Consider the following 22,310-nt stretch of genomic DNA (forward strand, 5'->3'; position numbering starts at 1 on the left):
CGTATCACCGTGTGGGTACAAGGCGTGGAGTCGTCAATCGCATCTCCCTTCGTCGGGCTTCATCCCGCCTGGTCGGGGCAGGCACGGGGCGCCGGGATGACGCGTCCGTCGGGAAGCAGTTCACCCGTGTCCGCGAAGACCACCACTCCATTGCAGAGCAGACTCCACCCCTGCTCGGGGTGGGAGGCCACCAGACGCGCCGAATCATGATCGGGTGCGTCGGCGGAAGGACAAGGGGGCTGATGGAGGCACATGGCGGACCTTCGATCTTCCGCCGTCTCTCGGCGGAACTCTTCACGAGGTCACCAGCATGGGACGGCGGGCCGGGCGGCGAGGAGGGGAGATCTCCCCGGATGGCTACCTGACCCGACCCCGGCCCGGTTGCCCTGGGCGACTACCGCTCACCCTCAGTGGAACCGGCCTGTGCACAAAGCCGCGAGCGACCTGCGGGAGCCGTCCCCCGGGCATAGCCTGGACAGTGACCGTTCGGGCCGAGCGGGGGACTCCCGCCCGCCCGAGGCTGGTGCGAGGCATCGATGGGTGCGGTGGCGACGAGCACCCCGACCGGGCGGCAGACAGGCTGGCTGCCGGCCGAGGTGACGACTTTCGTGGGGCGTCGGCACGAGGCGGCCGAGGCCCGGCGCATGCTGTCCGCCTCCCGGCTGGTGACCCTCACCGGGGTGGGCGGGGTCGGCAAGACCCGGCTGGCGCTGCGGGTCGCCGAGGAGGCCCGCCGGGCGTTCGCCGACGGGGTCTGGCTGGTCGAGCTGGCCGCTCTGGAGACCCCGGATCTGCTCGCCCGGAGCGTGGCCGAGGCCCTGGAGGTCCGGGACCAGTCCGCCCGGCCGCCGCTGGACGTCCTGGTCGACCATCTGCGCGAGCGGCAGACGCTGATCGTCCTGGACAACTGTGAGCATCTGATCCAGGGCTGCGCGCTGCTCGCCGACCGGCTGCTGCGGGCGGCTCCCCGGCTGCGCATCCTGGCCACCAGCCGCCAGGCGCTGGGCACCGCCGGTGAGCAGACCCTGGCCGTTCCGGCGCTGGCGCTGCCCGACACCACCGGCCCTCGGCTGTCCACCGCGGCGCTGGCGCAGTGCGACGGGGTGCGGCTGTTCGTGGAGCGGGCCGGGGCGATCCTGCCGGGCTTCGCCGTCACCGAGGCCAACCGGGACGCCGTGGAGCGGGTGTGCCGCAGGCTGGACGGCATCCCGCTCGGGATCGAGCTGGCGGCCGTACGGCTGCGCGCCCTCTCCGTCCAGCAGCTGCTGGACCGCCTCGAGGACCGCTTCCGGCTGCTGACCACCGGCTCCCGGTCGGTGCTCCCCCGCCACCAGACCCTGCGGGCGCTGATCGACTGGAGCCATGACCTGTGCACCGAGCAGGAGCGGCTGCTGTGGGCCCGGGTCTCGGTGTTCGCCGGAAGCCTGGACCTGGAGGCCGCCGAGGCGGTCTGCGCGGGCGACGGCATCCCCCACGAGGACGTGCTGGACTTGGTGACCGAGCTGGTGGACAAGTCGGTGCTGATGCGCGAGGAGCACGGCGCCACGGTGCGCTACCGGATGCTGGACACGCTGCGCCAGTACGGCCGCGAACGGCTCGCCGCCTCCGGCGAGGAGACCGCCCGGGTGCGGCGGCACCGCGACTACTACCGGGGGCTGGCGGCCGACGCGCACGCCGCGCTGTTCGGCCCGGCCCAGGTGCAGTGGTTCACCCGGCTCCAGCTGGAGCACGCCAATCTGCGCACCGCCCTGGAGTCCAGCTTCGACGAACCGGAGGAGACCACCTGCGGCCTGGGGATCGCGGCCGACCTGCTCTACCACTGGATCACCAGCTACTACCTCGGCGAGGGGCGCCGCTGGCTGGACGAGGGCCTCGCCGCCTGCCCGGAGCCGACCGAGGTACGGGCCCGGGCGCTGTGGACCAACAGCTGGCTGGCCATCATCCAGTCCGACACCAAGGCGGCCGCGGCCATGCTGGCGGAGAGCCGGGCCATCGGCGAACGGCTCGGCCTGGCCCCGGTCCTGGCGTACGCGGCGCTCTACTCCGGCATGGTCGCCATGTACCGGGGCGACGCGCCGTCCGCGATCGCGCTCTACGAGGAGGCGGTGGCCCGCCACCGGGCCACCGGCGATCCGGTCGGGCTCGCGCTGGCCCTCATCCGGCTCTCCCTGGCCCACTCGTTCATCGGCGACTCGCCGCGCGCCATCGCGCTGGGCGAGGAGTCCCTGGAGGTGTGCGACGCCTACGGCGAGGGCTGGCACCGGGCGTACACGATGATGGCGCTCGGCGTCGAGGTGTGGCGCCAGGGCGACACCGCCCGCGCGGCCGCCCTGGAGAGGGACAGCCTGACCTTCAACCGCTCGCTCGACGACCCGCTGGGCGTGGGGGTCAATCTGGAGGTGCTGGCCTGGATCGCCGCCACCGACCGGGACCACCGGCGGTCGGCCCGGCTGCTGGGCATCGTACGGACCCTCTGGCAGTCGGTCGGCTCCTCGCTCTCCGGCTACGGGCACCTGGCCCACTACCACGACGAGTGCGAGGCGGACGTGGCCCGGGCGCTGGGCAGACCGGCGTACAACGCGGCCGTCAAGCAGGGCGCCCGGCTCGCTTACGACCAAGCGCTGGTCTACGCGCTGGAGAACGAACTGCCCACCGGGGAGGCGGTGGCGCCCGAGCGGCCGTCGCCGCTGACGCCCCGGGAGACCGAGATCGCCCAGCTGGTGGCGCAGGGGCTCAGCAACAAGGAGATCGCCGCGGCGCTGGTGATAGCACAGCGAACCGCCGAGGGCCATATTGAGCACATTTTGAGCAAACTTGGTTTCACCTCGCGTGCTCAGGTAGCTGTTTGGGTAGCGCACCAGGACCGGGCCGCTCTCACCGACGGCGAGCGTCCGCCGGACGCCCCCGCCTGACGCTCCGACCGCCGCCACCCCTCCGGACGAGCGGGCGACAGGCCGAGCGAGGGGCGGAATTTTATTCGATCAGGGAACATCTGTCCCTCGGTTTCGCGCACACCCCACGAAAATCCTCAGGTCCCCCACGTTTTTGGGATCATGCGTCAGGCTCGAGGGACGAGCCGCAACGGTCGTGATTGCACGACCCCTTGCGACCGAGGAGGTCCCGCCGTGACTGTTGCCGCAGTCGGCAATTCCGGTGATGCCATGGAACTCTTCCGTGGCACCGCCCACAGCCCGTCTTTCTTCGCGCTCAACCGCGCCGGGATCACGGGTGGCGGACAGGAGCTTGTGGACTTCTGCATCCCCTGCAATCCGTACTTCCCCACCCCCGCCATGTTCGCTGTGATGGCGGTCAGGCTGCGGGAGATCCTCACGTACTACCCGAGTTCCGCGGACACCATCACCGCCGAACTGGCCAATGTGCTGGGCCTGCAGCCGCAGACCATGGCCATGGGCAACGGTTCGACCGAGCTGATCACCTGGATCGACCATCTGCTGGTGAAGGAAAGCCTGGCGGTGCCGATTCCCACCTTCGGCCGGTGGACGGACCAGCCGATGGAGACCGGCAAGCGGGTCGACATGTTCCAGCTCCCGGAGATGAGCGGATTCCAGCTCGACCCGCAGGCCTTCGTCCAGTTCGTCCGGTCCCGGGGCTCGCGGGTCGCCGTCATCTGCAATCCCAACAACCCCGACGGCGGGCTGCTGTCCCGCCAGGCCGTGATCGGCCTCATGGACGCGCTGTCCGATCTCGACCTCGTGGTGATCGACGAGTCCTTCCTGGAGTTCGCCGACGCCGAGGCGTATCCGAGCGTCGTGGACGAGGCGATCCTGCGCCCCAACGTCATCGTGCTGCGCAGCCTCGGCAAGAGCTTCGGACTGCACGGCGTCCGCTTCGGCTACCTCGTCGCCAATCCGGCGCTCGCCGTGCAGATCCGCTCCCGGCTGCCGAAGTGGAACCTGAACTCCTTCGCCGAGGTCATCGTCTTCATGCTCAAGCGGTACCGGCAGGAGTACGTGCAGAGCCTGCGCATGCTCAGCCGCGACCGGCAGGAGATGACGTCCCAGCTGGCCGGGCTGCCCGGGATGACGGTCTTCCCCTCCCAGGGCAACTTCGTCTTCGTCAAGCTGCCGGGTGGCACCGACGGCTCCTGGGTCCGGGACCAACTGCTCTCCCAGCACGGGGTCCTGGTCCGCGAATGCGGCAACAAGCTGGGCAGCAGCAGCCAGTTCATGCGGCTGGTGGTGCGCTCCCAGCCGGATGTGCAGCGGCTGCTGACCGGGCTGAGCAATGTGCTCTACGGGACCTCCTTCTACGCCCCCCAGGTCTCCTACGAGCAGCAGCGCGGCTGGGACCTTCAGTCGCAGCTCTACTCCCCCCCGGCCCAGCAGCTGGACTACCAGTACCAGCAGATGCCGCAGCTGCCCGCGGCCCCCGCCGCTCCCGAACCCCAGCCGCCGATCCAGCAGACACCGCAGCAGATGCAGCAGATCCTGCAGATGCAGCAGGCGGCGCCGCAGCAGCAGCAGCTGTACTCGGCGAACGCCCTGCCCGCGCCGCAGGGCGTGGGCTCGGACGCGTACGGGCAGTCCGACCCGTACGGGCAGTCGGTGTCGACCGCGCAGTCGCAGTCGGCCTCGCAGCCGCCCGCCGAGCTGGCACCCGCGTACGTCGCCACTCCCCCGGTCCAGACGCCGCTGTACCAGGTACCGGCGCAGCAGCAGATGCAACAGCAGCCGATGCAGCAGATGCAGTCGATGCCTCAGATGCAGCAAATGCCACAGATGCAGTCCATGCCGCAGATGGCTCAGATGCCGCAGATGCAGCAGGCACCCCAGATGGCCGAGCAGATGGCCGAGCAGATGGCTCAGCAGCAGCTGCAACAGCAGATGCAGCAGGCGGCGATGCAGCAGCCCCAGATGCAGCAGATGCAGCAGGCACCCGCGCCGCAGCCCCAGGCGGCGCAGGGCCAGGCTCCGTACCTGCAGATGGCTCAGACCCCGCAGACGCAGTTCCCGCAGGTGCAGCAGCAGACCCCGCAGATGCAGATGGCGCAGGCCGATACCGGACAGAACCCGGTCGTCCAGCCGCAGGCCCCGGCGCAGGGCGCGATGGCCGGGTACGCCCAGGGGCCCTCGCCCGCCGAGCAGACCGCGCTCGACCAGATCCCGCTCTACCGGCCCGAGCCCGCCGCCGTGCCGGAGCCGTCCCCGGCGGAGCAGACCCAGGTCATCGACTACGACCCGGCCGAGCTGAGGGCCTCCGCCCCGGCCCGGCCCAGCCGCCCGGCCGACGCCGACAAGGACCCGGACGGTTCCGGGCCCGCGCTGATGCGCTACCCGCGCCCGGCCGCGTACCTGCAGACGGACGACGGCACCTCATGATCCGGAACGCCGGTCCTCGCGCGGCCAGGCCGGAGAGACCCCGGCCACCGCGCAGACCGCGATGTGCAGCAGCAGCGGGTGGGTGTACGGCACTCCGTCGTCCGGCGAGTGCACCACCCGCGGTTCCCCGGCAGCCCGCTCGGTCCGCCGCCCGGGCGGCGGACCGTCCGGCACCGCGCCCACCGCGTAGACGGCCGCCGAGGGCCAGTTGACGCCGACGTCGGACTGAGACGGCACGATCCACCACCAGCGCCCTCCGGCGGCCAGGACGCAGCCCACCCGGGGCAGCCGTGCCATGACCTCGGGCCCGTACCGCTCGGCCACTCCCACCGCGTCGTGCCGCCGAAACGGCCGCGCTGACGGCGGCCTCCGTAACGGGATCATGACGCAACTATCGCGATGGCCGCGCACACATGGCAAGTAACACTCTGAATTGTGCAGAGTTGCTTGTGCAGTGTGTCCGGGCCGTACTGGACATGGCAGACTGCGGGCATCAGCCACGGGGGCAGGGGAGGTAGCAAGGTGAGCGAACCGCGGTCGGCTCCGACCGTGGGCCAGGTCGTCCTCGGGAAACGCCTGCAGGAGCTGCGCGAGAAGGCGGGGTTCAAGCGCGAACAGGCCGCGCAGGTGTTACGAGTCGCCCCGGCCACCGTCCGCCGGATGGAGACCGCCGAGGTCGCCCTCAAGGTGCCCTACGTGCGGATGCTGCTGGACGCCTACGGGGTCATCGGCACGGAGCTGGAAGGGTTCATCGCCCTCACCGAGGAGGCCAACCGCCCCGGCTGGTGGCAGCGGTTCCACGACATCCTGCCGGACTGGTTCAGCGTGCACGTCAGCCTGGAGGGCGCGGCCGAGATGATCCGGGCGTATGAGCCGCACTTCGTCCCCGGCCTGCTGCAGACCGAGGAGTACGCCCGCGCCGTCATGCAGACCGGCGCCATCGGCAAGGCCGGGTCCAGGGAGGCCGAGCGGCATGTGGCACTGCGGATGGAGCGCCAGTCGCTGCTGAACCGCCCGGACGCGCCCCGGCTGTGGGTGGTGATGGACGAGACCGTGCTGCGCAGACCCGTCGGCGAGCCCGCGGTGCTGCGCAGACAGGTGGACCGGCTGTTGGAGAGCACCGAGATGCCGCATGTGACGCTGCAGATCTCGGAGTTCGCCTCCGGTCACCATCCGGGCACCTACGGGCCCTTCGTCCTCTTCCGCTTCGCTGTTCCCGAACTGCCGGACATGGTCTACGTCGAGTACCTCACCGGCGCCGTCTACCTCGATGAACGCATCGAGGTGGCCTCGCATCTGGAGGCCATGGACCGCATGGCGGCCCAGGCGGCAACCGCACGACGCACAAAGGAAATCCTCTGTGATTTCCGCAAGGAGCTCTGATCTGCATGGATCGCATCTACAACGGCATGCGCGCCACCGACCTCGGCACCGAAGGCTGGCGCAAGCCGTGGAGCGGTGGCAACGGCGGCAACTGCGTCGAGGTCATGAAGCTGGACGACGGCCGGGTCGCGATCCGTCAGTCCAAGGATCCGGACGGTCCGGCGCTCATCTACACCCGCAACGAGATAACCGCCTTCATCCAGGGCGCCAAGGAGGGCAAGGCCGACTTCCTGGTCTCCTGACGCCCCCGGTCTCCTGATGCCCCCGTCCGCCCGCCGCCGTGAGTGACCGTCACGGCGGCGGGCGGCGGCGTTCTGTGCTTTACGAGGCTTTACGAGGCGTCCGACGCCAGCGCCCGCAGGAGCCCGACCGCCAGGGCGGTGCGGGCCGGGACGGCGTCGAGCAGGGTGTGTTCATGGCGGGCGTGGGCGCCCGAGCCGAGGGCGCCGAGCCCGTCGAGGACCGGACGGCCGAGCGCGGAGACGAAGTTGCCGTCGCTCGCCCCGCCGACCGCGGTCTCCTCCAGTTCCCAGCCCAGTTCGGCCGCGATGGTGTGGGCCTGCTTGAACAGCTGCCGGGACGGCTCGTTCGGGACCATCGGCGGGCGGTTCCATCCGCCGCTGACGGTCAGCCGCACCCGCGCGTCGGAGGGGGCGAGGGCGTCGAACGCGGCGTCGATGCGCGCCATCTCGGCCGGTTCGGTGACCCGGATGTCGATGCCGCAGCGCGCCTGGGCGGCGACCACGTTGCGGCCGGTGCCGCCGCTGATGAGCCCGACGTTCACGGTGGTGCCCCGCTCCGGGGCGCCGAGCGCGGTGATGTGCGGGACGGCCTCGGCGAGGGCGTGGATCGCGCTGGCTCCGGCCAGCGGGTCGAGCCCGGCGTGCGACTCGACGCCGTGCGCGGTCACGTCGAACAGGCCGACGCCCTTGCGCGAGGTCTTGAGCGCCCCGTTCTGCGCCGCCTCGAACACCAGGGTGGCGAGGACGCCTTCGCTCAGCCGCTCGATGTGCGGCCGGGAGGCCGGGCTGCCGATCTCCTCGTCCCCGTTGAGCAGCAGCCGGACGGTCGGATGCGGCAGCTTCAGCTCACGCAGCAGCCGCAGCGCCCATACGGCCTGCACCAGACCGGTCTTCATGTCGAAGACGCCGGGGCCGCTCGCCTTGCCACCGGCCACCTCGAAGGGCCACTCGGCGAGGGTTCCGGCGGGCCAGACCGTGTCGTAGTGGCACAGCAGCAGCGCGGTGCCGGGCGCGGTGCCGCGGAAGGTGAGCGCCAGCACATCGCCGTGCGGGCCGCAGTCCTGGCGCTCCGTCTCGTCCGGCTCGCCGAGGCGTGCCACCAGCCAGCCGTGGATGGCGGCGAGCCCGGCGTTCAGCAGGTGCTTGTCGTCGCTCGGCGTCTCCAGCTCCACCAGCGTCCGCAGGTCGTCGGTCATCTCGGGCAGTGCCCGCTCCGTCGCGGCGGCGATGTCGGAGAGCGTCATCAAGGGTCCTTCCGGGAGGGGGTTTCGGTGACTCAGCGAACGGTCAGCGGACGGGTGCGCCGGGGCCGAGCGGGATGCCCAGCGCCCACCAGGCGTAGAACAGCAGGGTCCAGGTCACCAGCATGGCCAGGGACAGCGGCAGGGTGAGCGAGGCGAGGGTGCCGATGCCCGCGGAGCGCCGGTAGCGCTGGAGGAAACCGAGCGCCATCACGAAGTAGGCGCTCATCGGGGTGATGGCGTTGGTGCAGGAGTCGGCGATGCGGTAGATCGCCTGGGTGGCCTCGGGCGGGACGTCCAGCAGCATCAGCATGGGGACGAACACCGGGGAGACCAGAGCCCACATGGCCGATCCGCTGGTCATCGCCAGGTTGATGACCGTGCACACCACCACGATGCCCAGGAACGCGACCGGCCCGGTCACCCCGAGGTCCTTGAGGAGGTCGGCGCCCCGGATGGCGAGCACCTGGCCCACGCCCGTCCACTTGAAGTAGGCGAGGAACTGGGAGATGGCGAAGAACAGCACCAGGATCGGCGCCATCTCCCGCATGCCCTGCGCCATGAAGTCGGGGATGTCCCGGCCGCCGCGCACGGTGCCTGCGGCCCGTCCGTACACCGTGCCGAGGAGCGCGAAGAGCAGGCCGAGCACCACGGCGATGCCGGAGAGCACGGGCGACTCGACGATGCTGCCGCCCTCGCCGCGCAGGGGCGAGCCGGTCGGGATCATGGCCACCACGATCGCCGCCAGGAAGAGCAGGAAGACCAGCCCGCTGCGGCGCAGTCCGCGGCGCTCCTCGGGGCGCAGGTCGAGCGCGACCGGGTCGGCCCCCGCGTCGGCTTCGCCCTCTTCCGCCTCGGGCGGCAGCGCCGCCACCTGCCGGGCCGACACCTTCTCGGTGACCAGCGTGATGACGGCGGCCAGGACCACGGAGGAGGCGAGCGAGAAGAAGTAGTTGGCCAGCGGGGTGACGGTGTATCCGGGGTCGACCGTGTGCGCGGCGGCCGTGGTCAACCCGGAGAGCACCGCGTCCATCGGTGTGATCAGCGGGCTCGCGTCGTATCCGGCGGACACGCCCACGAAGGCCACCACGATGCCGAGCACCGGGCTGCGTCCGACCGCGCGGAAGGCCAGGCCGCCGAGTGGGACCAGCACCACATAGGCGGCGTCGGAGGCGATGTGGGCGACCATCGAGGTGAAGGCCAGCGCGAACGTCATCCAGCGCGCCGGGACGCGGGAGACCCCGGCCCGCAGCATCGCCGTGAGCATCCCCGACTTGTCGGCGACGGCGACGCCGAGCATCACCACGAGGATGGTGCCGAGCGGCGGGAAGGTGGCGTAGTTGGTGATCGCGTCGGTGATCATCGACCGGACGCCCTCGACCGAGATCAGGCTGCGGACGGCCACGGTCTTGCCGTCGGCCGGATTGTCCGCGGACACGTCCGCGGCGGCCAGCCCCCAGCTCACCACCGCGAGCAGCGCGCTCAGGATGGCGAACAGCCAGAAGGGATGGGGCAGTTTGTTGCCCGCGCGTTCGATGGCGCCGAGCACCCGCAGCAGACCGGACAGCGCCGCGGACGTTTCCGCGGGGTCCTTGGGCGGCGTCCCGGGTGGGGTGTTGTCGGGCGTGGTGGTGGTGTCGTTCGAGCTCACCGGCCGCACTTCCTTCGTCCGGATGACGGGGCGTGGTCGTCCATTAGAGAAGGCACTGATGGAATGAGGCAAGTAAAAGCCTTGTAACGCAAGAATGATTCACCGATAGCACACCAATCGCACGATAGGTTCGATCCATGCCGGAGACCTCGCTGCTGGACGCGCTGGACGACGCCGACCTCGATCTGGTGGCCGCCCTCCAGGTGGCCCCGCGCGCCCCGCTCAGCGCGCTCGCCGATGTGCTCGGCAGCTCGGCCAGCACGGTCGGCCGCAGGCTGGCCCGGCTCGCGGACGAGCGGCTGCTGCGGGTGATCGGGCAGGTGGAATGGCCGATGCTGGCCGAGGGCAACCCCATGCACCTCTGGGTGGCCACCGTCCCGGGGCAGGCGCGGCAGGTGGCCGGGCGGCTCGCCGAGCTGCCCGAGATCCCGTTCGTGGCGACGACCACGGGACGCACCGACGTGTACTGCTCCCTGCACGCCACGCGCCGCGCCGGGGCGCGGGAGCTGCTGATGAACCGGATCCCGTCCGTCCCCGGCGTGCGGTCGGCCCATACCGAACTGGTGCTGCGGGCCTCGGCCAAGTCCGACTCCTGGCGGCTGCGGAGGCTCGGCGACGACCAGTTGCGCGCGCTGCGGGAGGTGGCGGATCCCCTGGACGAAGCCGCCGAAGCCGCCGAGCCCGCCACCGTCGCCGGTTTCAGCGACGAGGAGCTGGGCGCGGTCGAACTGCTGCGCCACGACGGGCGGGCCAGCGCCGCCGAAGTGGCCCGCGCGCTCGGCATCAGCCGCTCGACCGCCTACCGGCTCACCCAGTCGCTCCTGCGGCGCGGGCTGGTACGGCCCCGGGTGGAGATCGAGCCCGCGCTGCTGGGGTACGCGCTGGAGGTGGTGGTCGAACTGCACGTGGCGCCCGGAGCCATCCAGCAGGTGGCCGATGCCCTCGCCCGGCACCCGTCCGCGCGCTATGTGTCGATCGTCGCGGGCACTTCGTCGGTGATCCACCACGGGGTGTTCCGGGACGAGGAGGGGCTGGCCGTCTTCCTCACCCACGACCTGGCCGCCCTCCCCGGCATCACCGCCTGCGAGGTGTCCGTGATGCTCGATGTGCTGCGCCGCTACTGGATCGGGCGCGCGGACGGACGGCTCGTCACCGCGGGCTGACGCTCCAGGAACGCTGGAGGGCACGGGAGCGGCCGGGGACCGAGGGGGCCGACCGGCGGCCGAGGGCACGGCCCGGAGCGGCGTGCGCCCCCGGTCCGGCGTCCAGCGGCGCGACGGAGCGCCGGGTACGCCAGAAGGCCGACGGCGCACGGCCGGTGACGACCGGCACGCACCGTAGGCGCGCTGCACATCCTGGTGTACGGACCACCGTGCGAGGATTCCCTCGATGCGGCGGGGGATGCCGTACGGAATTGACGGCACCGACGTCGCGGAGGGTCCCGGCGATCCGGGATCAGGAGGTAATTATCCGGAACCGCTCCTGCGAGCGATCTACCGGGATGAAGTCGATGTGAGGCAATGATATGCGCGTCGGCACGCTCCCCGCTATACGGGGACCGCGTGATTCTCCGCCAGTTCCCGGCCGCCGCGGAGGCGGCCTCTTTTCGGAGAACTGGCGCGGTACGCGGGCGGTCCGGGCGGCGGTGGAAGGCGGGAGATGAGAGCAAACGGCACGTCAAGTTCGCTTGTGAACCTCCGAGTTGCCGGGGGTTGCCCCATGCCCGTGCCGCCAGGCCGCCGTCGAGACCGGTATCGAGGCCAGCGCCGGGTCCGCCGCCGATGACCCCCTCCCCTGCGACCGCTCCTCGCAGCCCGTGGCGGCGGCTGGGCCCTGGCCCGCCCCGCGACCGCCGTTCTCCGCTCGTATTGCCGCGCCCTCTCCACCGGTCCTTCCTCTATTCAACTTCTCCCGCTCCGCTCTTCGACTTCGCGCTCGCACCGCGCCACGGCTTTCGACCGGCGCGGGGGCCGGGCCGGTACATCCTGTTCCCCGCCCGGCCCCGGCACTGCCAAGCGGCCGATCTTGGCCGGGCGGCGGCCGCAAAAGCGCTCCACATGATCGGCCGATGGCCCTCGGGAAACCAATCCGCCGGAAAAGCGACATCCCAGCGGGGAACCGCGCGCGGCCGGTCCACGAATCATTTTCCGCCGCCGGGGGCCGCGTACGGCGGGCGGCGGAAAGCGATCTCGGGCCCGGCGCCCCGGCCGTCCCGTCAGCCCCGGGTCTGTCCGTGCGCCCCCCGGTCCTCCACGCGCCTTCCCTCGCACAGCTGATGGAGCGTCACCCGATCAGGGGGCGGGTTCCGGGAGCGCGCGGCGCCCCGTGACCACCCCTGCGCCTTGTGACCGGCGGCCCCCGGCTGCGGTACTCGTACAGCCGCCGGGACCTCCGGAGGCGACGTCGAGAGCCGTTGTGGAGAGGAACCAGCCTCATGGCCGTTCGAGGAAGTCACCGCCGCCCCGCATCGCCCAGCCGGGTTTCCCCGCTGTGCGCGGTCCTGACCGCGGGCAGCGTCGGCATCGTCCTGCCGTTCCTCAACACCGGCGCCGCCCAGGCGGCCCCGGTCGACACCTGGGACAAGGTCGCCGCGTGCGAGAGCGGCGGCAACTGGCGCATCAACACGGGCAACGGCTACTACGGCGGACTGCAGTTCTCGCAGCACACCTGGGCCGCGTACGGCGGCACCCGGTACGCCGCGCGGGCCGACCTCGCCACCAAGGGCCAGCAGATCGCGGTGGCCGAAGCCGTGCTCCGTGGCCAGGGCCCGGGCGCCTGGCCGGTCTGCTCGGTGCGCGGCCGGCTGTCCCGGTCCGGCCCGCCCGCCGCCGAGGCGGCGAACCGCGACGCCGCGCGCGGTGCCAAGCCGCCCGCCAAGCAACACCCCCCGAAGCGCGCCGCCAAGCCATCCGGTAAACACAGTCCCGGGCGGGCCGCCGGGACCGGTTCCGGGTCGTACGCGGTGCGCGGCGGCGACACGTTATCCCGCATCGCGACCCGCGCCTCCGTCAGCGGTGGCTGGAAGGCGCTGTACCACGCCAACCGCCGCACCATCGGCGTCAATCCGCATCTGATCCGCCCGGGGCAGCGGCTCACCCTGCCCTCGGGCAAGGCCCGCGCGGTCAAGCGCCAGTCCCACCAGGCCGCCCCCAAGCGCACGGCCGCCCGGCAGTCCGCGGCGGGGCAGTCCACCAAGCATCGGCTGGCGGCCCCGGTCAACGGCCCGATCTCCGCGGCGTACGGGGTACGCGGCCCGCGCTGGGCGAGCGGCCACCACACCGGCGTGGACTACGCGGTGCCCATCGGCACCTCGGTGCACGCGGTCGCACCGGGCACTGTGGTGGCCGCGGGCTGGGCCGGTGCGTTCGGCTACCAGGTGGTCGTCCGCCACGCCGAAGGGCTCTACACCCACTACGCGCATCTGTCGGCGCTGACGGTGCGCACCGGGCAGACCGTCGACGCGGGGCGCCGGATCGCCCGGTCCGGCAACACCGGCAACACCACCGGACCGCATCTGCACTTCGAGGTACGGACCACCTCGAGCTACGGGTCGGACGTCGACCCGCTGACCTATCTGCGCCCGTACGGCATCGGCGCCTGACGGCTCCGGCCGGGCGTCACTGAAGACCATTTCCAGGGGTGGGGGAAAAGGGAGGTCGCCCGAGGCACGGCTCGGGCGGCCTCCCGCCGTCGTCCGCCACCCTTCAGTACCAGATGGCGATGTCCAGCCCCGTGTCCGTCTTCTCCGGTGGGGCGGGCAGGCTCACGGCCGTGCCGAGCGCGATGCGGTGGGCGCTCCAGGCCGCCGCCGCGGCGTCCAGGACGTCGTCGGACGGCACCCGCCCGGCCGGACCCAGGTCGTCGGGCAGGACGATGCCCTGCTCCTGGAGCAGACGGCGACGCACGGCCTGGCCGCTCCAGCCCTTCTTGCTCCAGGCGACCGGCTCGCCGCCCCGCATGTTCGCGAAGGAGACCTCGGGATGGACCTCGTGGAGCCGGTGGTCGCCACCGTCGCGGAGGGCGTTGGCCTCGCGGAGCTTCGCCGCCAGCCCCCAGGTCTGGCGGGGCAGCCCCAAGCCGGTCAGTTGACGGCGGCACTCGTTGGCCGCGGCGTAGTCCGGCTGCTCCCAGACCTGCCGGGGCGGCACCGTGAAGACCCGCGACCGGTGTGCCCCCAGCGCTTCGGCGGCCAGCCGGTCCGCACGGCGGTTCCCCTTCTCCAGCAGCCCCAGCGGCATGTCGACCGCGATCACGGCCGCGTCCTCCATCCCGGCCAGCAGATCGCTCAGCCCACCGGCCGTCGCGGCACCGGCGAACACACCACCGCGCAGGATCACCGCGACCCAGCCGGAGCGGCAGGCGTCCACCCCGACGACGACCGGGGAACTGGGGAGAGCGTCGCTACGGGAAGCCATGCGCCGTATCCGACCACACGGCCCCGTTCCCGTACAGCCATGGCCAACGCCCTTGGGCTCAGCCCGCCGCCGCGCACCGGCTCGGTCACCCGCGCCACGTTGGCCGTGCGGTCGAGCCACGCCCTCGGCGGGCGGACGATGTCCCCGGGGAAGAGCGAGAAGCCGGACGGGACGTCGACCCGGCGGGCGTGCTGCGCGGGCGGGATCGCGGAGTTCGCGCCGTACATGCGCAGGGACGAGCCGATCCGTCCCGGTGAGCCGGTAGAGCGTGACGTTCGTCAGGATCTCGTCCTTGGTGAAGCTCCGCTCGATGTCGCCGTCGCAGTCGCTCCACGCCCGCAGCTTCTCGACGATCCACGCGGCGAGCCCGACCGGTGAGTCGGTGAGCCCGAAGGCGGCGGTCTGGGGCTGTACGGTGCAGGGCGGCATAGGCGCCCTCGGTCGCGCCCCAGGCCATGACGTCCTCGAACCAGGCCCGCTCCTCGGGGGTGAGGTCCGCCGGGTCGCCGGTGAACACGGGCGGGCCCCCGTCCATGCGGTGGACGCCCACGACCCGGTCGGGGTGGTCGAGTCCGAGGTAGCGGCTCACATGGCTGCCGATGTCCCCGCCCGCCGCGCCGAACCGCTCGTAGCCGAGGACATCCATCAGCTCGGCCCACAGACGGGCGACGGCGATGATGTCGAGCGGAACGCGTCGGCGGGGTCGGCGCCGTGGGCGCCGGGATCGGTGAGGTGCGGGATGACCTTCGCGTACCGCCAGAACGAGTCCGGCCAGCCGTGGCCGAGGATCAGCGGCAGGCCGGTCCCGGCCGGTGTGCCGGCCGGTGTGGCGGCCGCCCGCGCGTGCACGAAGGGGGCACCTCCCAGCGGTAGTTGGGGGAGGATGCCGAGGCCGCCGAGCCGGACACGGAAGCGGGGCAGCCGGGCGAGCACCGCCTCCTGCGCGGAGGTAGCCGAGGTCGGTCCCGTGCGACCACCCGGCGTCCTCGGGCGCGTCCGGCCAGCGCGTCGCGCGCAGCCGCACACGGAGGTCGTTGAGCGCTGCGGGGTCGGTCTGCTGGAGGAACGGCTCGGGGCGGGGAGGCACATCAGGCAGGATGATCACCGTACACACGCCACCGCGATGGCTTTCCCGGAAAATTCAGTGGCCGGATACCGCCCGCCCCGCCACGGTTGTTGACCATGGAACACCAGACCCATCAGATCCGTGCACGGCACACCCCGGCCACGGTCACCGTCTATCAGGCGTATCCCCCGCACATCGGCCGTCCCGCGGCCCGCGACGGCCGGTTCCCCGCCGCCTGGAAGCGGGACCGGATGACCTGGATCAAACCGTCGTTCCTCTGGATGATGTACCGCTGCGGCTGGGGCCTGAAGGAGGGCCAGGAAACGGTCCTGGCCGTCGAGATCACCCACGAGGGCTTCGCGTGGGCGCTGCGCAACGCCTGCCTCTCCCACTACGTACGCGGCCTCCACCCCGACCAGGCGGCCTGGAAGCGCCAACTGCACCGCTCCCCCACCCGCGTCCAGTGGGACCCGGAGCGCGACCTCCAGCTACAGGCCCTGCCGTACCGCTCCCTCCAGCTCGGCCTGGCGGGCGAGGCGGCGCGCCGGTACGCGGACGAGTGGACGGTGTCCATCACCGATGTCACGCCCCTGGCCCACGAGGTCCACGCCCTCGTCCGGGCGGGCAACCTGGACGCGGCGGCTGAGCGCCTCCCCGAGGAGCGCCCCTACGCGACGGCCGATGACCACCTCTCCCACCTTCGGGTCGCGTAGCCGAATCCGTTGACGTGCCCTGCCCTCCCCCATATCTTTCGTTCGAAGTTCTGAGCGACGTACGGGATTTCGAACGACACGATTCGAACGGGAGACGCATGCCCCGCACACGCTGGAGACTCGGCCTCACCCTCACCATCGGCGCCCTGCTCGCCGGTACCGTCACCGCCGTCCCCACAACCGCCACCGGCGCTCCCGCGCACACGGCGGCGGACGCCACCGACTACACGCTCTCCGTCGACCCGGCCGCCAAGGGCCCGGCCATCGACGACTCGATGTACGGGGTGTTCTACGAGGACATCAACCGCGCGGCCGACGGCGGTCTGTACGCCGAGCTGGTCCAGAACCGGTCCTTCGAGTACGACCCCGCCGACCACGCCTCGTACACCCCCATGACCGCGTGGGCCGAGGCCACGACCGGCGGCGGCACCGGCGAGGCGAAGGTCGTGGACGACGAAGGCCGCCTGAACGAACGCAACCGGCGCTATCTGCGGCTGACGCTCGGCGGCACCGGCGGATCGGCCGCCCGGTACGGGGTGACCAACTCCGGTTACACCACCGGAATGGCCGTCAAGGCGGGCGAGCGCTATGACTTCTCGGTGTGGGCGCGCACCGACCAGGCCGCCGGAACCCCGCTGACCATCGCCCTCGGCGACGGCTCAGGCGATGACACGCTCGCGCGCCCGCTGCGCGCCACCGTGCGCGGCGACCGCTGGACCAAGTACACCGGCACCCTCACCGCCGCCACCTCCAGCACCTCCGGACGGCTCACCGTCGCCGCCGGCGGCAGTGGCACACTCCGGCTCGACATGGTCTCGCTCTTCCCCCGCGACACCTACAAGCACCGCCCCAACGGCCTGCGCAAGGACCTCGCCCAGAAGATCGCCGCGCTGAAGCCGGGCTTCCTGCGCTTCCCGGGCGGCTGTCTGGTGAACACCGGCAGCCACGAGGCGTACGAGGCGCCGAACTGGCCGCGCAAGCGCTCCTACCAGTGGAAGGACACCGTCGGCCCGGTCGAGCAGCGGGCCGTCAACGCCAACTTCTGGGGCTACAACCAGTCCTATGGCATCGGCTACTACGAGTACTTCCAGTTCGCCGAGGACACCGGCGCGATGGCGCTTCCCGTGGTGCCCGCGCTGGTCACCGGCTGCGGTCAGAACAAGGCCACCGACGACCCGGCGCTGCTGAAGCGCCACATCCAGGACACCCTGGACCTCATCGAGTTCGCCAACGGCCCGGTGACCTCGACCTGGGGCAAGCTGCGGGCGAAGATGGGCCATCCGAAGCCTTTCGGCCTGACCCATCTGGAGGTCGGGAACGAGGAGAACCTGCCGGACGAGTTCTTCGTACGGTTCACCGAGTTCCGCAAGGCCATCGAGGCCAAGTACCCCGACATCACGGTGATCAGCAACTCCGGTCCCGACGACAGCGGGCAGACCTTCGACCGCGCCTGGGCGCTGAACCGGGCGGCGGGCGTCGACATGGTCGACGAGCACTACTACAACAGCCCGCAGTGGTTCCTGGAGAACAACCAGCGCTACGACACCTACGACCGCTCGGGCCCGAAGGTGTTTCTCGGTGAATACGCCTCACAGGACAACAAGTGGTACAACGCGCTGACCGAGGCGGCGTTCATGACGGGCCTGGAGCGCAACGCCGATGTCGTCAAGCTGGCCTCGTACGCCCCGCTGCTCGCCCACGAGGACGCGACGCAGTGGCGGCCCGACATGATCTGGTTCAACAACTCCGCCTCCTGGGGCTCGACCAGCTACGAGACGCAGAAGCTGTTCATGAACAACGTCGGGGACGAGGTGGTGCCGAGCACATCGTCCGCCACGCCCGCCCCCAGCGAGCCGATCAGCGGTGCCGTCGGCCTGTCGACCTGGGCCACCAGCGCGGCGTACGACGACGTGAGCGTGACCGGCGCGGACGGTTCGGCGCTGCTGAGCGACGACTTCTCGGGCGATGACGCGCAGTGGACCAAGGCCACGGACAAGGGGTCGTGGTCGGTGCGGGACGGTGCGTACGTCCAGTCCGACGCCGCCGCCGAGAACACCCTGGTCACGGCGGGCGACAAGGCCTGGCGCGACTACGACCTGAAGGTGAAGGCGACGAAGAAGTCCGGCAAGGAGGGCTTCCTCATCGCGTTCGGGGTCAAGGACACCGGCAACTACTACTGGTGGAACCTCGGCGGCTGGGGCAACACCCGCTCCGCCGTGGAGAAGTCGGTGGGCGGCGCCAAGCAGACGATGGCCGAGGACGCCACGAAGATCGAGACCGGGCGTACCTACGACGCCCGGGTCGAGGTGCGCGGCCGTCAGGTGACGCTGTACCTGGACGGCAAGAAGTGGGGCGGCTTCACGGACGACAAGGCGGCCGAGCCGTTCCGCCAGGTGGTGACGCGGGACAAGGCCACCGGTGAGCTGATCGTCAAGGTCGTCAACGCGCAGAGCACAGCCGCCCGCACCCGTATCGACCTGGGAGACCTGGGCGGCCGGAAGGTGGCGCGGACGGCGCGGGCCACCACGCTCCAGGGCGCGCCGGAGGCGGTCAACACCGCTGCCGAGCAGCCCATCAAGCCGGTGAAGTCCACGTTCGACGGGGTGGCGAACACCTTCACGTACACCTTCCCGGCGGACTCGGTCACGTTCCTGCGGATCAAGACCAAGCGCTGAGGCAGGCAGCTTGCGGGGCGGGTCCACACCGGGCCCGCCCCGCTGTCGCGTTCAGTCCTCGCGGGCGGCGGTGCGCCGGGCGCTCTCCCGGCGCGGCCGGAGCGGGGCGTCCTGGTCGCTGAACAGCTCCGGGTGCTTGGCGCGGATCTTCTCCACATCGCTGAAGACCAGCCGAAGGTGCGAGCGCAGCGCCCCGTCGGCCCGGTCCAGATCGCCTTCCTCCAGCAGGTCGACCACCTCGCGGTGCTGGCCGATCAGCAGCGACATCTGCTGCGTCATGGGCAGCGAGAGCCGCCGGGCCCGGTCCAGCTGGGCCTTGGCCTGGCTGACCACGGGCCACGCCGAGCCGTGTCCGCTCACCGCCATCAGCCGCTGGTGGAACTGCTCGTCCAGCTGGAAGAAGCCCGCCATGTCGGCCCGCTCGTCGGCCTCCTCCTGCGCGGTGAGCAGCACCCGCAGCTCCGCCACATCGCGCGCGGTGGCCTTGCCGACGGCGTCGCGCAGCGCCGCGCACTCCAGCGCCTCCCGGATGAACTGCGCTGAGGCCACATCGCGCTCCCGGATGCGCGAGATGAACGTCCCCATCTGCGGATAGATGTCCACCAGCCCCTCGTCGGCGAGGAGGATCAGGCTCTCGCGGACGGGGGTGCGGCTGACGCCCAGCTCGGCCGCCAGGTCGTTCTCCGATACGGCCGAGCCGGGGGCCAGCTCCAGGCCGACGATGCGCGCGCGCAGCACCTCATGGACGAGCTGCCGGGTGTTGCGCCCCCGGGAGCGTGCCGCGTGCAGTCCCTCCGCCGATGCCATCCGACCCCTTCCCAACCCTTGACCCGCCTTGCTGACGTACTTGTATGGTAGCCGACCAATAGCCCGGGCTCCACCCCGGAGCCGGTGCAGTGAGGAGCACACACGCATGGCCACGATCACGGAGGCGACGGTCATCGTCACCTCTCCCGGCCGCAATTTCGTGACCCTGAAGGTGACCACGTCCGACGGGGTGACCGGGCTCGGCGACGCCACGCTGAACGGGCGCGAGCTGGCGGTCGCCTCCTATCTGCGGGACCACCTCGTCCCGCTGCTGATCGGCCGCGACCCCGCCCGTATCGAGGACACCTGGCAGTACCTCTACAAGGGGGCGTACTGGCGCCGGGGCCCGGTGACCATGACCGCGATCGCGGCGGTCGACACCGCGCTGTGGGACATCAAGGGCAAGGTCGCCGGGATGCCGGTGTACGACCTGCTGGGCGGCAAGGCCCGTGAGGGTGCCATGGTCTACGGCCACGCCAGCGGCGGCGACATCCCCGAACTCCTCGACGACGTCGCCCAGTTCCAGGAGATGGGCTACCGCGCGATCCGCGCCCAGGCCGCCGTACCCGGCTCCCCCGGGACGTACGGCATCCGTCACGGCACGGTCGCGACCGTCTACGAGCCCGCCACCGGCGCCCTCCCCGAGGAACAGCCGTGGTCGACGGAGGCGTATCTGGACTTCGCGCCGCGCTATCTGGAGGCGGTCCGCGAGCGGTTCGGCTTCGGCTTCCACCTGCTGCACGACGTACACCACCGGCTGAGCCCCACCGAGGCGGGGCGGCTCGGCCGCAGCGTGGAGGATCTGCGGCTGTTCTGGATGGAGGACCCCACCCCCGCCGAACTCCAGGACTCCTTCCGCCAGATCCGCCAGACCACCACCACCCCGATCGCGGTCGGCGAGGTGTTCAACTCCATCTGGGACTGCCAGCAGCTCATCACCGAGCGGCTCATCGACTACATCCGCGCCTCGGTCGTGCACGCGGGCGGCATCACCCATCTGCGGCGGATCTTCCACCTCGCCGAGCTGTACCAGGTGCGCACCGGCTCCCACGGCGCCACCGATCTGTCGCCGGTGAGCATGGCCGCCGCCGTCCACCTGGACGTCACCGTGCCCAACTTCGGCATCCAGGAGTACATGGCGCACGACCCGCTCACCCATGAGGTGTTCCGGCCGACGTACGAGCTGCGCGACGGCGCCCTCCACCCCTCCGACGCGCCGGGCCTGGGCATCGAGCTGGACGAGGAGGCGGCCGCCCGCTTCCCGTACGACCCGAAGTACCTGCCGGTGAGCCGCCGTACCGACGGGTCGGTGCACGACTGGTGAGCACGCCACAGCGGCTGTCCCTGGCCACCCTGTCCGCCGTACCGGCCGCGTCCCGCCCGCCGGTCGATCCGCGAGCCCTGCGCCCGCGCATCGTTCACCTGGGGATCGGCGCCTTCCACCGCGCCCACCAGGCGCTCGCCACACAGACCGCCGAGGCGGCGCACGGCGGCGGCTGGGGCATCGCCGGGGTCACCCAGCGCAGCCGGGCGGTGGTGGACGCGTTGCGCCCGCAGGACGGGCTGTACTCGTTCACCGAGCGGCGGCCCGAGGGCCCGGCCACCCAGGTGGTCGGCGCGGTGACCGAGGTGCTGCACGCGACCGACGACGGCGCCCGGCTGACCGGGCTGATCGCCTCGGCGGACGTCACCGTGGTCACCCTCACCGTGACCGAGAAGGGCTACCGGCGCGACCCGGCGGGCGGCGGTCTGGCGCTGGAGGACCCGTCGGTGCGCGCCGATCTCGCGAGCGCCGCCGCCCCGGCGACCGTCGTCGGTCAGCTCGCCACCGGGCTGCGCGCCCGGCTGCGGGCGAGCGGCGCGCCGCTGTCGGTCGTCTCCTGCGACAACATGGCGGCCAACGGCGCGGTCCTGCGGCGTCTGGTACGGGACTTCGTGGCGGCGAGCGCGTGGGACGAGCGCGACCGCCTCCTCGACTGGATGACCGGCTCGGTGGCCTTCCCCGCCACCGTCGTCGACCGCATCGTGCCCGCCACCACGGACGCCGACCGCGCGGCCGCGGCCCGTGCGCTCGGGGTGACGGACGAGGGCGCGGTGACCGGCGAGCCGTTCACCCAGTGGGTGCTCCAGGACATCTTCGCCGCCGAGCGCCCGCGCTGGGAGGAGGCGGGCGCCCGGTTCGTCGCCGATGTGGCCCCGTACCAGTCCGCCAAGCTCCGGCTGCTCAACGGCGCGCACTCGCTGCTCGCCTACCGTGGCCTCGCCGAGGGCTGCGAGACCGTGGCCGATGTCCTCGCCACGCCCTGGGGCGAGGCGGCCGTGCGCGCGTACTGCGCGGAGGCGGCGCGGAGCCTGCCACCGGCCGAGGGCCTGGACCTCGCCGCGTACATCGACAGCCTCGTCGTCCGGTTCGCGAACCCCGCGATGCACCACCGGATCCGGCAGATCGCCATGGACGGATCGTTGAAGATCCCCGAACGGTGGCTGGCCCCGCTGCGCGAGCTGCGCGCCGCCGGACGGGACGCCCCGGAACTGACGTCGGCCCTCGCCGCCTGGGCCCGCGTCACCCGCGACCACCCCCTGGACGACCCCGAGGCCGAAGCGCTGCGCCGGGCCTGGGACGCCCGGCCCGCGCGCGACGCCCTGCGCCGCCTGCTGAGCCTGCTGGGCGCCGACGACCTCGCGGACGACACCTCCCTGGTCACCTCCGTGGAGGCGGAGCTGCACTCCGGCGCCCGGACGCGCTGACCTCACGTACCACCGCTCATAAGGAGAGCC

The 22,310-nt window shown here is 71.7% G+C and carries 16 protein-coding genes and 1 pseudogene; 10 read left to right on the forward strand and 7 right to left on the reverse strand.

The features are described 5' to 3' along the window. Window positions 1-59: 59 nt before the first annotated feature. On the reverse strand, window positions 60-254 hold the full coding sequence (locus ACWC5C_RS14710; protein ID WP_385439270.1) for a DUF5999 family protein: 195 nt from the start codon (window positions 252-254) through the stop codon (window positions 60-62). 282 nt (window positions 255-536) lie between these two features. Between ACWC5C_RS14710 and ACWC5C_RS14715 the strand changes: the two genes are divergently transcribed. Both ACWC5C_RS14715 and ACWC5C_RS14720 read left to right on the forward strand, forming a co-directional pair. Then, a complete protein-coding gene (locus ACWC5C_RS14715; RefSeq protein WP_450875758.1) occupies window positions 537-2,912 on the forward strand; it encodes an ATP-binding protein in 2,376 nt (791 codons plus the stop codon). Window positions 2,913-3,125: 213 nt separating this feature from the next. Next, on the forward strand, window positions 3,126-5,339 hold the full coding sequence (locus ACWC5C_RS14720) for an aminotransferase class I/II-fold pyridoxal phosphate-dependent enzyme (RefSeq protein WP_450875759.1): 2,214 nt from the start codon (window positions 3,126-3,128) through the stop codon (window positions 5,337-5,339). On the opposite strand, the gene ACWC5C_RS14725 is transcribed toward ACWC5C_RS14720, so the two are convergent. Next, the gene (locus ACWC5C_RS14725) at window positions 5,334-5,723 is read right to left on the reverse strand and encodes a hypothetical protein (protein ID WP_450875760.1); all 390 of its coding nucleotides are present in this window, start codon (window positions 5,721-5,723) and stop codon (window positions 5,334-5,336) included. The two genes, ACWC5C_RS14720 and ACWC5C_RS14725, sit on opposite strands and share 6 nt — an antisense overlap. Window positions 5,724-5,861: 138 nt before the next feature. On the opposite strand from ACWC5C_RS14725, the gene ACWC5C_RS14730 reads away from it, so the two are divergent. Further along, on the forward strand, window positions 5,862-6,722 hold the full coding sequence (locus tag ACWC5C_RS14730; protein ID WP_385439263.1) for a helix-turn-helix domain-containing protein: 861 nt from the start codon (window positions 5,862-5,864) through the stop codon (window positions 6,720-6,722). A 5-nt stretch (window positions 6,723-6,727) separates the two neighbouring features. Beyond that, the gene (locus tag ACWC5C_RS14735; protein ID WP_385439260.1) at window positions 6,728-6,964 is read left to right on the forward strand and encodes a DUF397 domain-containing protein; all 237 of its coding nucleotides are present in this window, start codon (window positions 6,728-6,730) and stop codon (window positions 6,962-6,964) included. 89 nt (window positions 6,965-7,053) lie between these two features. Here the strand turns inward: ACWC5C_RS14735 and ACWC5C_RS14740 are convergent, their stop codons facing one another. Both ACWC5C_RS14740 and ACWC5C_RS14745 read right to left on the reverse strand, forming a co-directional pair. Further along, entirely contained in the window at window positions 7,054-8,208 is a 1,155-nt protein-coding gene (locus tag ACWC5C_RS14740) for a M20 family metallopeptidase (RefSeq protein ID WP_450875761.1), read from the reverse strand. A 43-nt stretch (window positions 8,209-8,251) separates the two neighbouring features. Continuing rightward, complete coding sequence (locus tag ACWC5C_RS14745; protein WP_450875762.1) at window positions 8,252-9,856, reverse strand: AbgT family transporter; 1,605 nt, start codon at window positions 9,854-9,856, stop codon at window positions 8,252-8,254. 137 nt (window positions 9,857-9,993) lie between these two features. On the opposite strand from ACWC5C_RS14745, the gene ACWC5C_RS14750 reads away from it, so the two are divergent. After that, window positions 9,994-11,019 carry an Lrp/AsnC family transcriptional regulator gene (locus ACWC5C_RS14750; RefSeq protein ID WP_450875763.1) on the forward strand — a complete coding sequence of 342 codons (1,026 nt, stop codon included), beginning with the start codon at window positions 9,994-9,996 and terminating at the stop codon, window positions 11,017-11,019. Between the two features lie 1,271 nt (window positions 11,020-12,290). Then, window positions 12,291-13,457, forward strand: coding sequence for a transglycosylase family protein (locus ACWC5C_RS14755; RefSeq protein ID WP_450875764.1), 1,167 nt, complete (start codon window positions 12,291-12,293; stop codon window positions 13,455-13,457). Between the two features lie 103 nt (window positions 13,458-13,560). Here ACWC5C_RS14755 and ACWC5C_RS14760 read toward each other — a convergent pair whose 3' ends face one another. Then, complete coding sequence (locus ACWC5C_RS14760) at window positions 13,561-14,271, reverse strand: DUF429 domain-containing protein (RefSeq protein WP_450875765.1); 711 nt, start codon at window positions 14,269-14,271, stop codon at window positions 13,561-13,563. Further along, a pseudogene (locus ACWC5C_RS14765) lies at window positions 14,190-15,367 on the reverse strand (epoxide hydrolase family protein). Before ACWC5C_RS14765 ends, ACWC5C_RS14760 begins: the two are co-directional and overlap by 82 nt. An 86-nt stretch (window positions 15,368-15,453) precedes the next feature. Between ACWC5C_RS14765 and ACWC5C_RS14770 the strand changes: the two are divergent. Beyond that, window positions 15,454-16,050 (forward strand): DUF4291 domain-containing protein, encoded by a 597-nt coding sequence (locus ACWC5C_RS14770; RefSeq protein WP_450875766.1) that lies wholly within the window; start codon window positions 15,454-15,456, stop codon window positions 16,048-16,050. A 98-nt stretch (window positions 16,051-16,148) separates the two neighbouring features. Then, window positions 16,149-18,725: an alpha-L-arabinofuranosidase C-terminal domain-containing protein gene (locus tag ACWC5C_RS14775; RefSeq protein ID WP_450875767.1), complete on the forward strand. Its 2,577-nt coding sequence runs from the start codon at window positions 16,149-16,151 to the stop codon at window positions 18,723-18,725. 51 nt (window positions 18,726-18,776) lie between these two features. Here the strand turns inward: ACWC5C_RS14775 and ACWC5C_RS14780 are convergent, their stop codons facing one another. After that, window positions 18,777-19,532 (reverse strand): GntR family transcriptional regulator, encoded by a 756-nt coding sequence (locus tag ACWC5C_RS14780; RefSeq protein ID WP_450875768.1) that lies wholly within the window; start codon window positions 19,530-19,532, stop codon window positions 18,777-18,779. 106 nt (window positions 19,533-19,638) lie between these two features. On the opposite strand from ACWC5C_RS14780, the gene manD reads away from it, so the two are divergent. Together manD and ACWC5C_RS14790 are read left to right on the forward strand one after the other, a co-directional pair. Further along, on the forward strand, window positions 19,639-20,856 hold the full coding sequence (gene manD / locus ACWC5C_RS14785; protein ID WP_385439239.1) for a D-mannonate dehydratase ManD: 1,218 nt from the start codon (window positions 19,639-19,641) through the stop codon (window positions 20,854-20,856). Further along, window positions 20,853-22,280 (forward strand): mannitol dehydrogenase family protein, encoded by a 1,428-nt coding sequence (locus ACWC5C_RS14790; RefSeq protein WP_450875769.1) that lies wholly within the window; start codon window positions 20,853-20,855, stop codon window positions 22,278-22,280. The genes manD and ACWC5C_RS14790 overlap by 4 nt, the downstream gene beginning before the upstream one ends. Window positions 22,281-22,310: the final 30 nt, after the last annotated feature.

It is taken from the genome of Streptomyces sp. NPDC001700, from assembly GCF_053596435.1.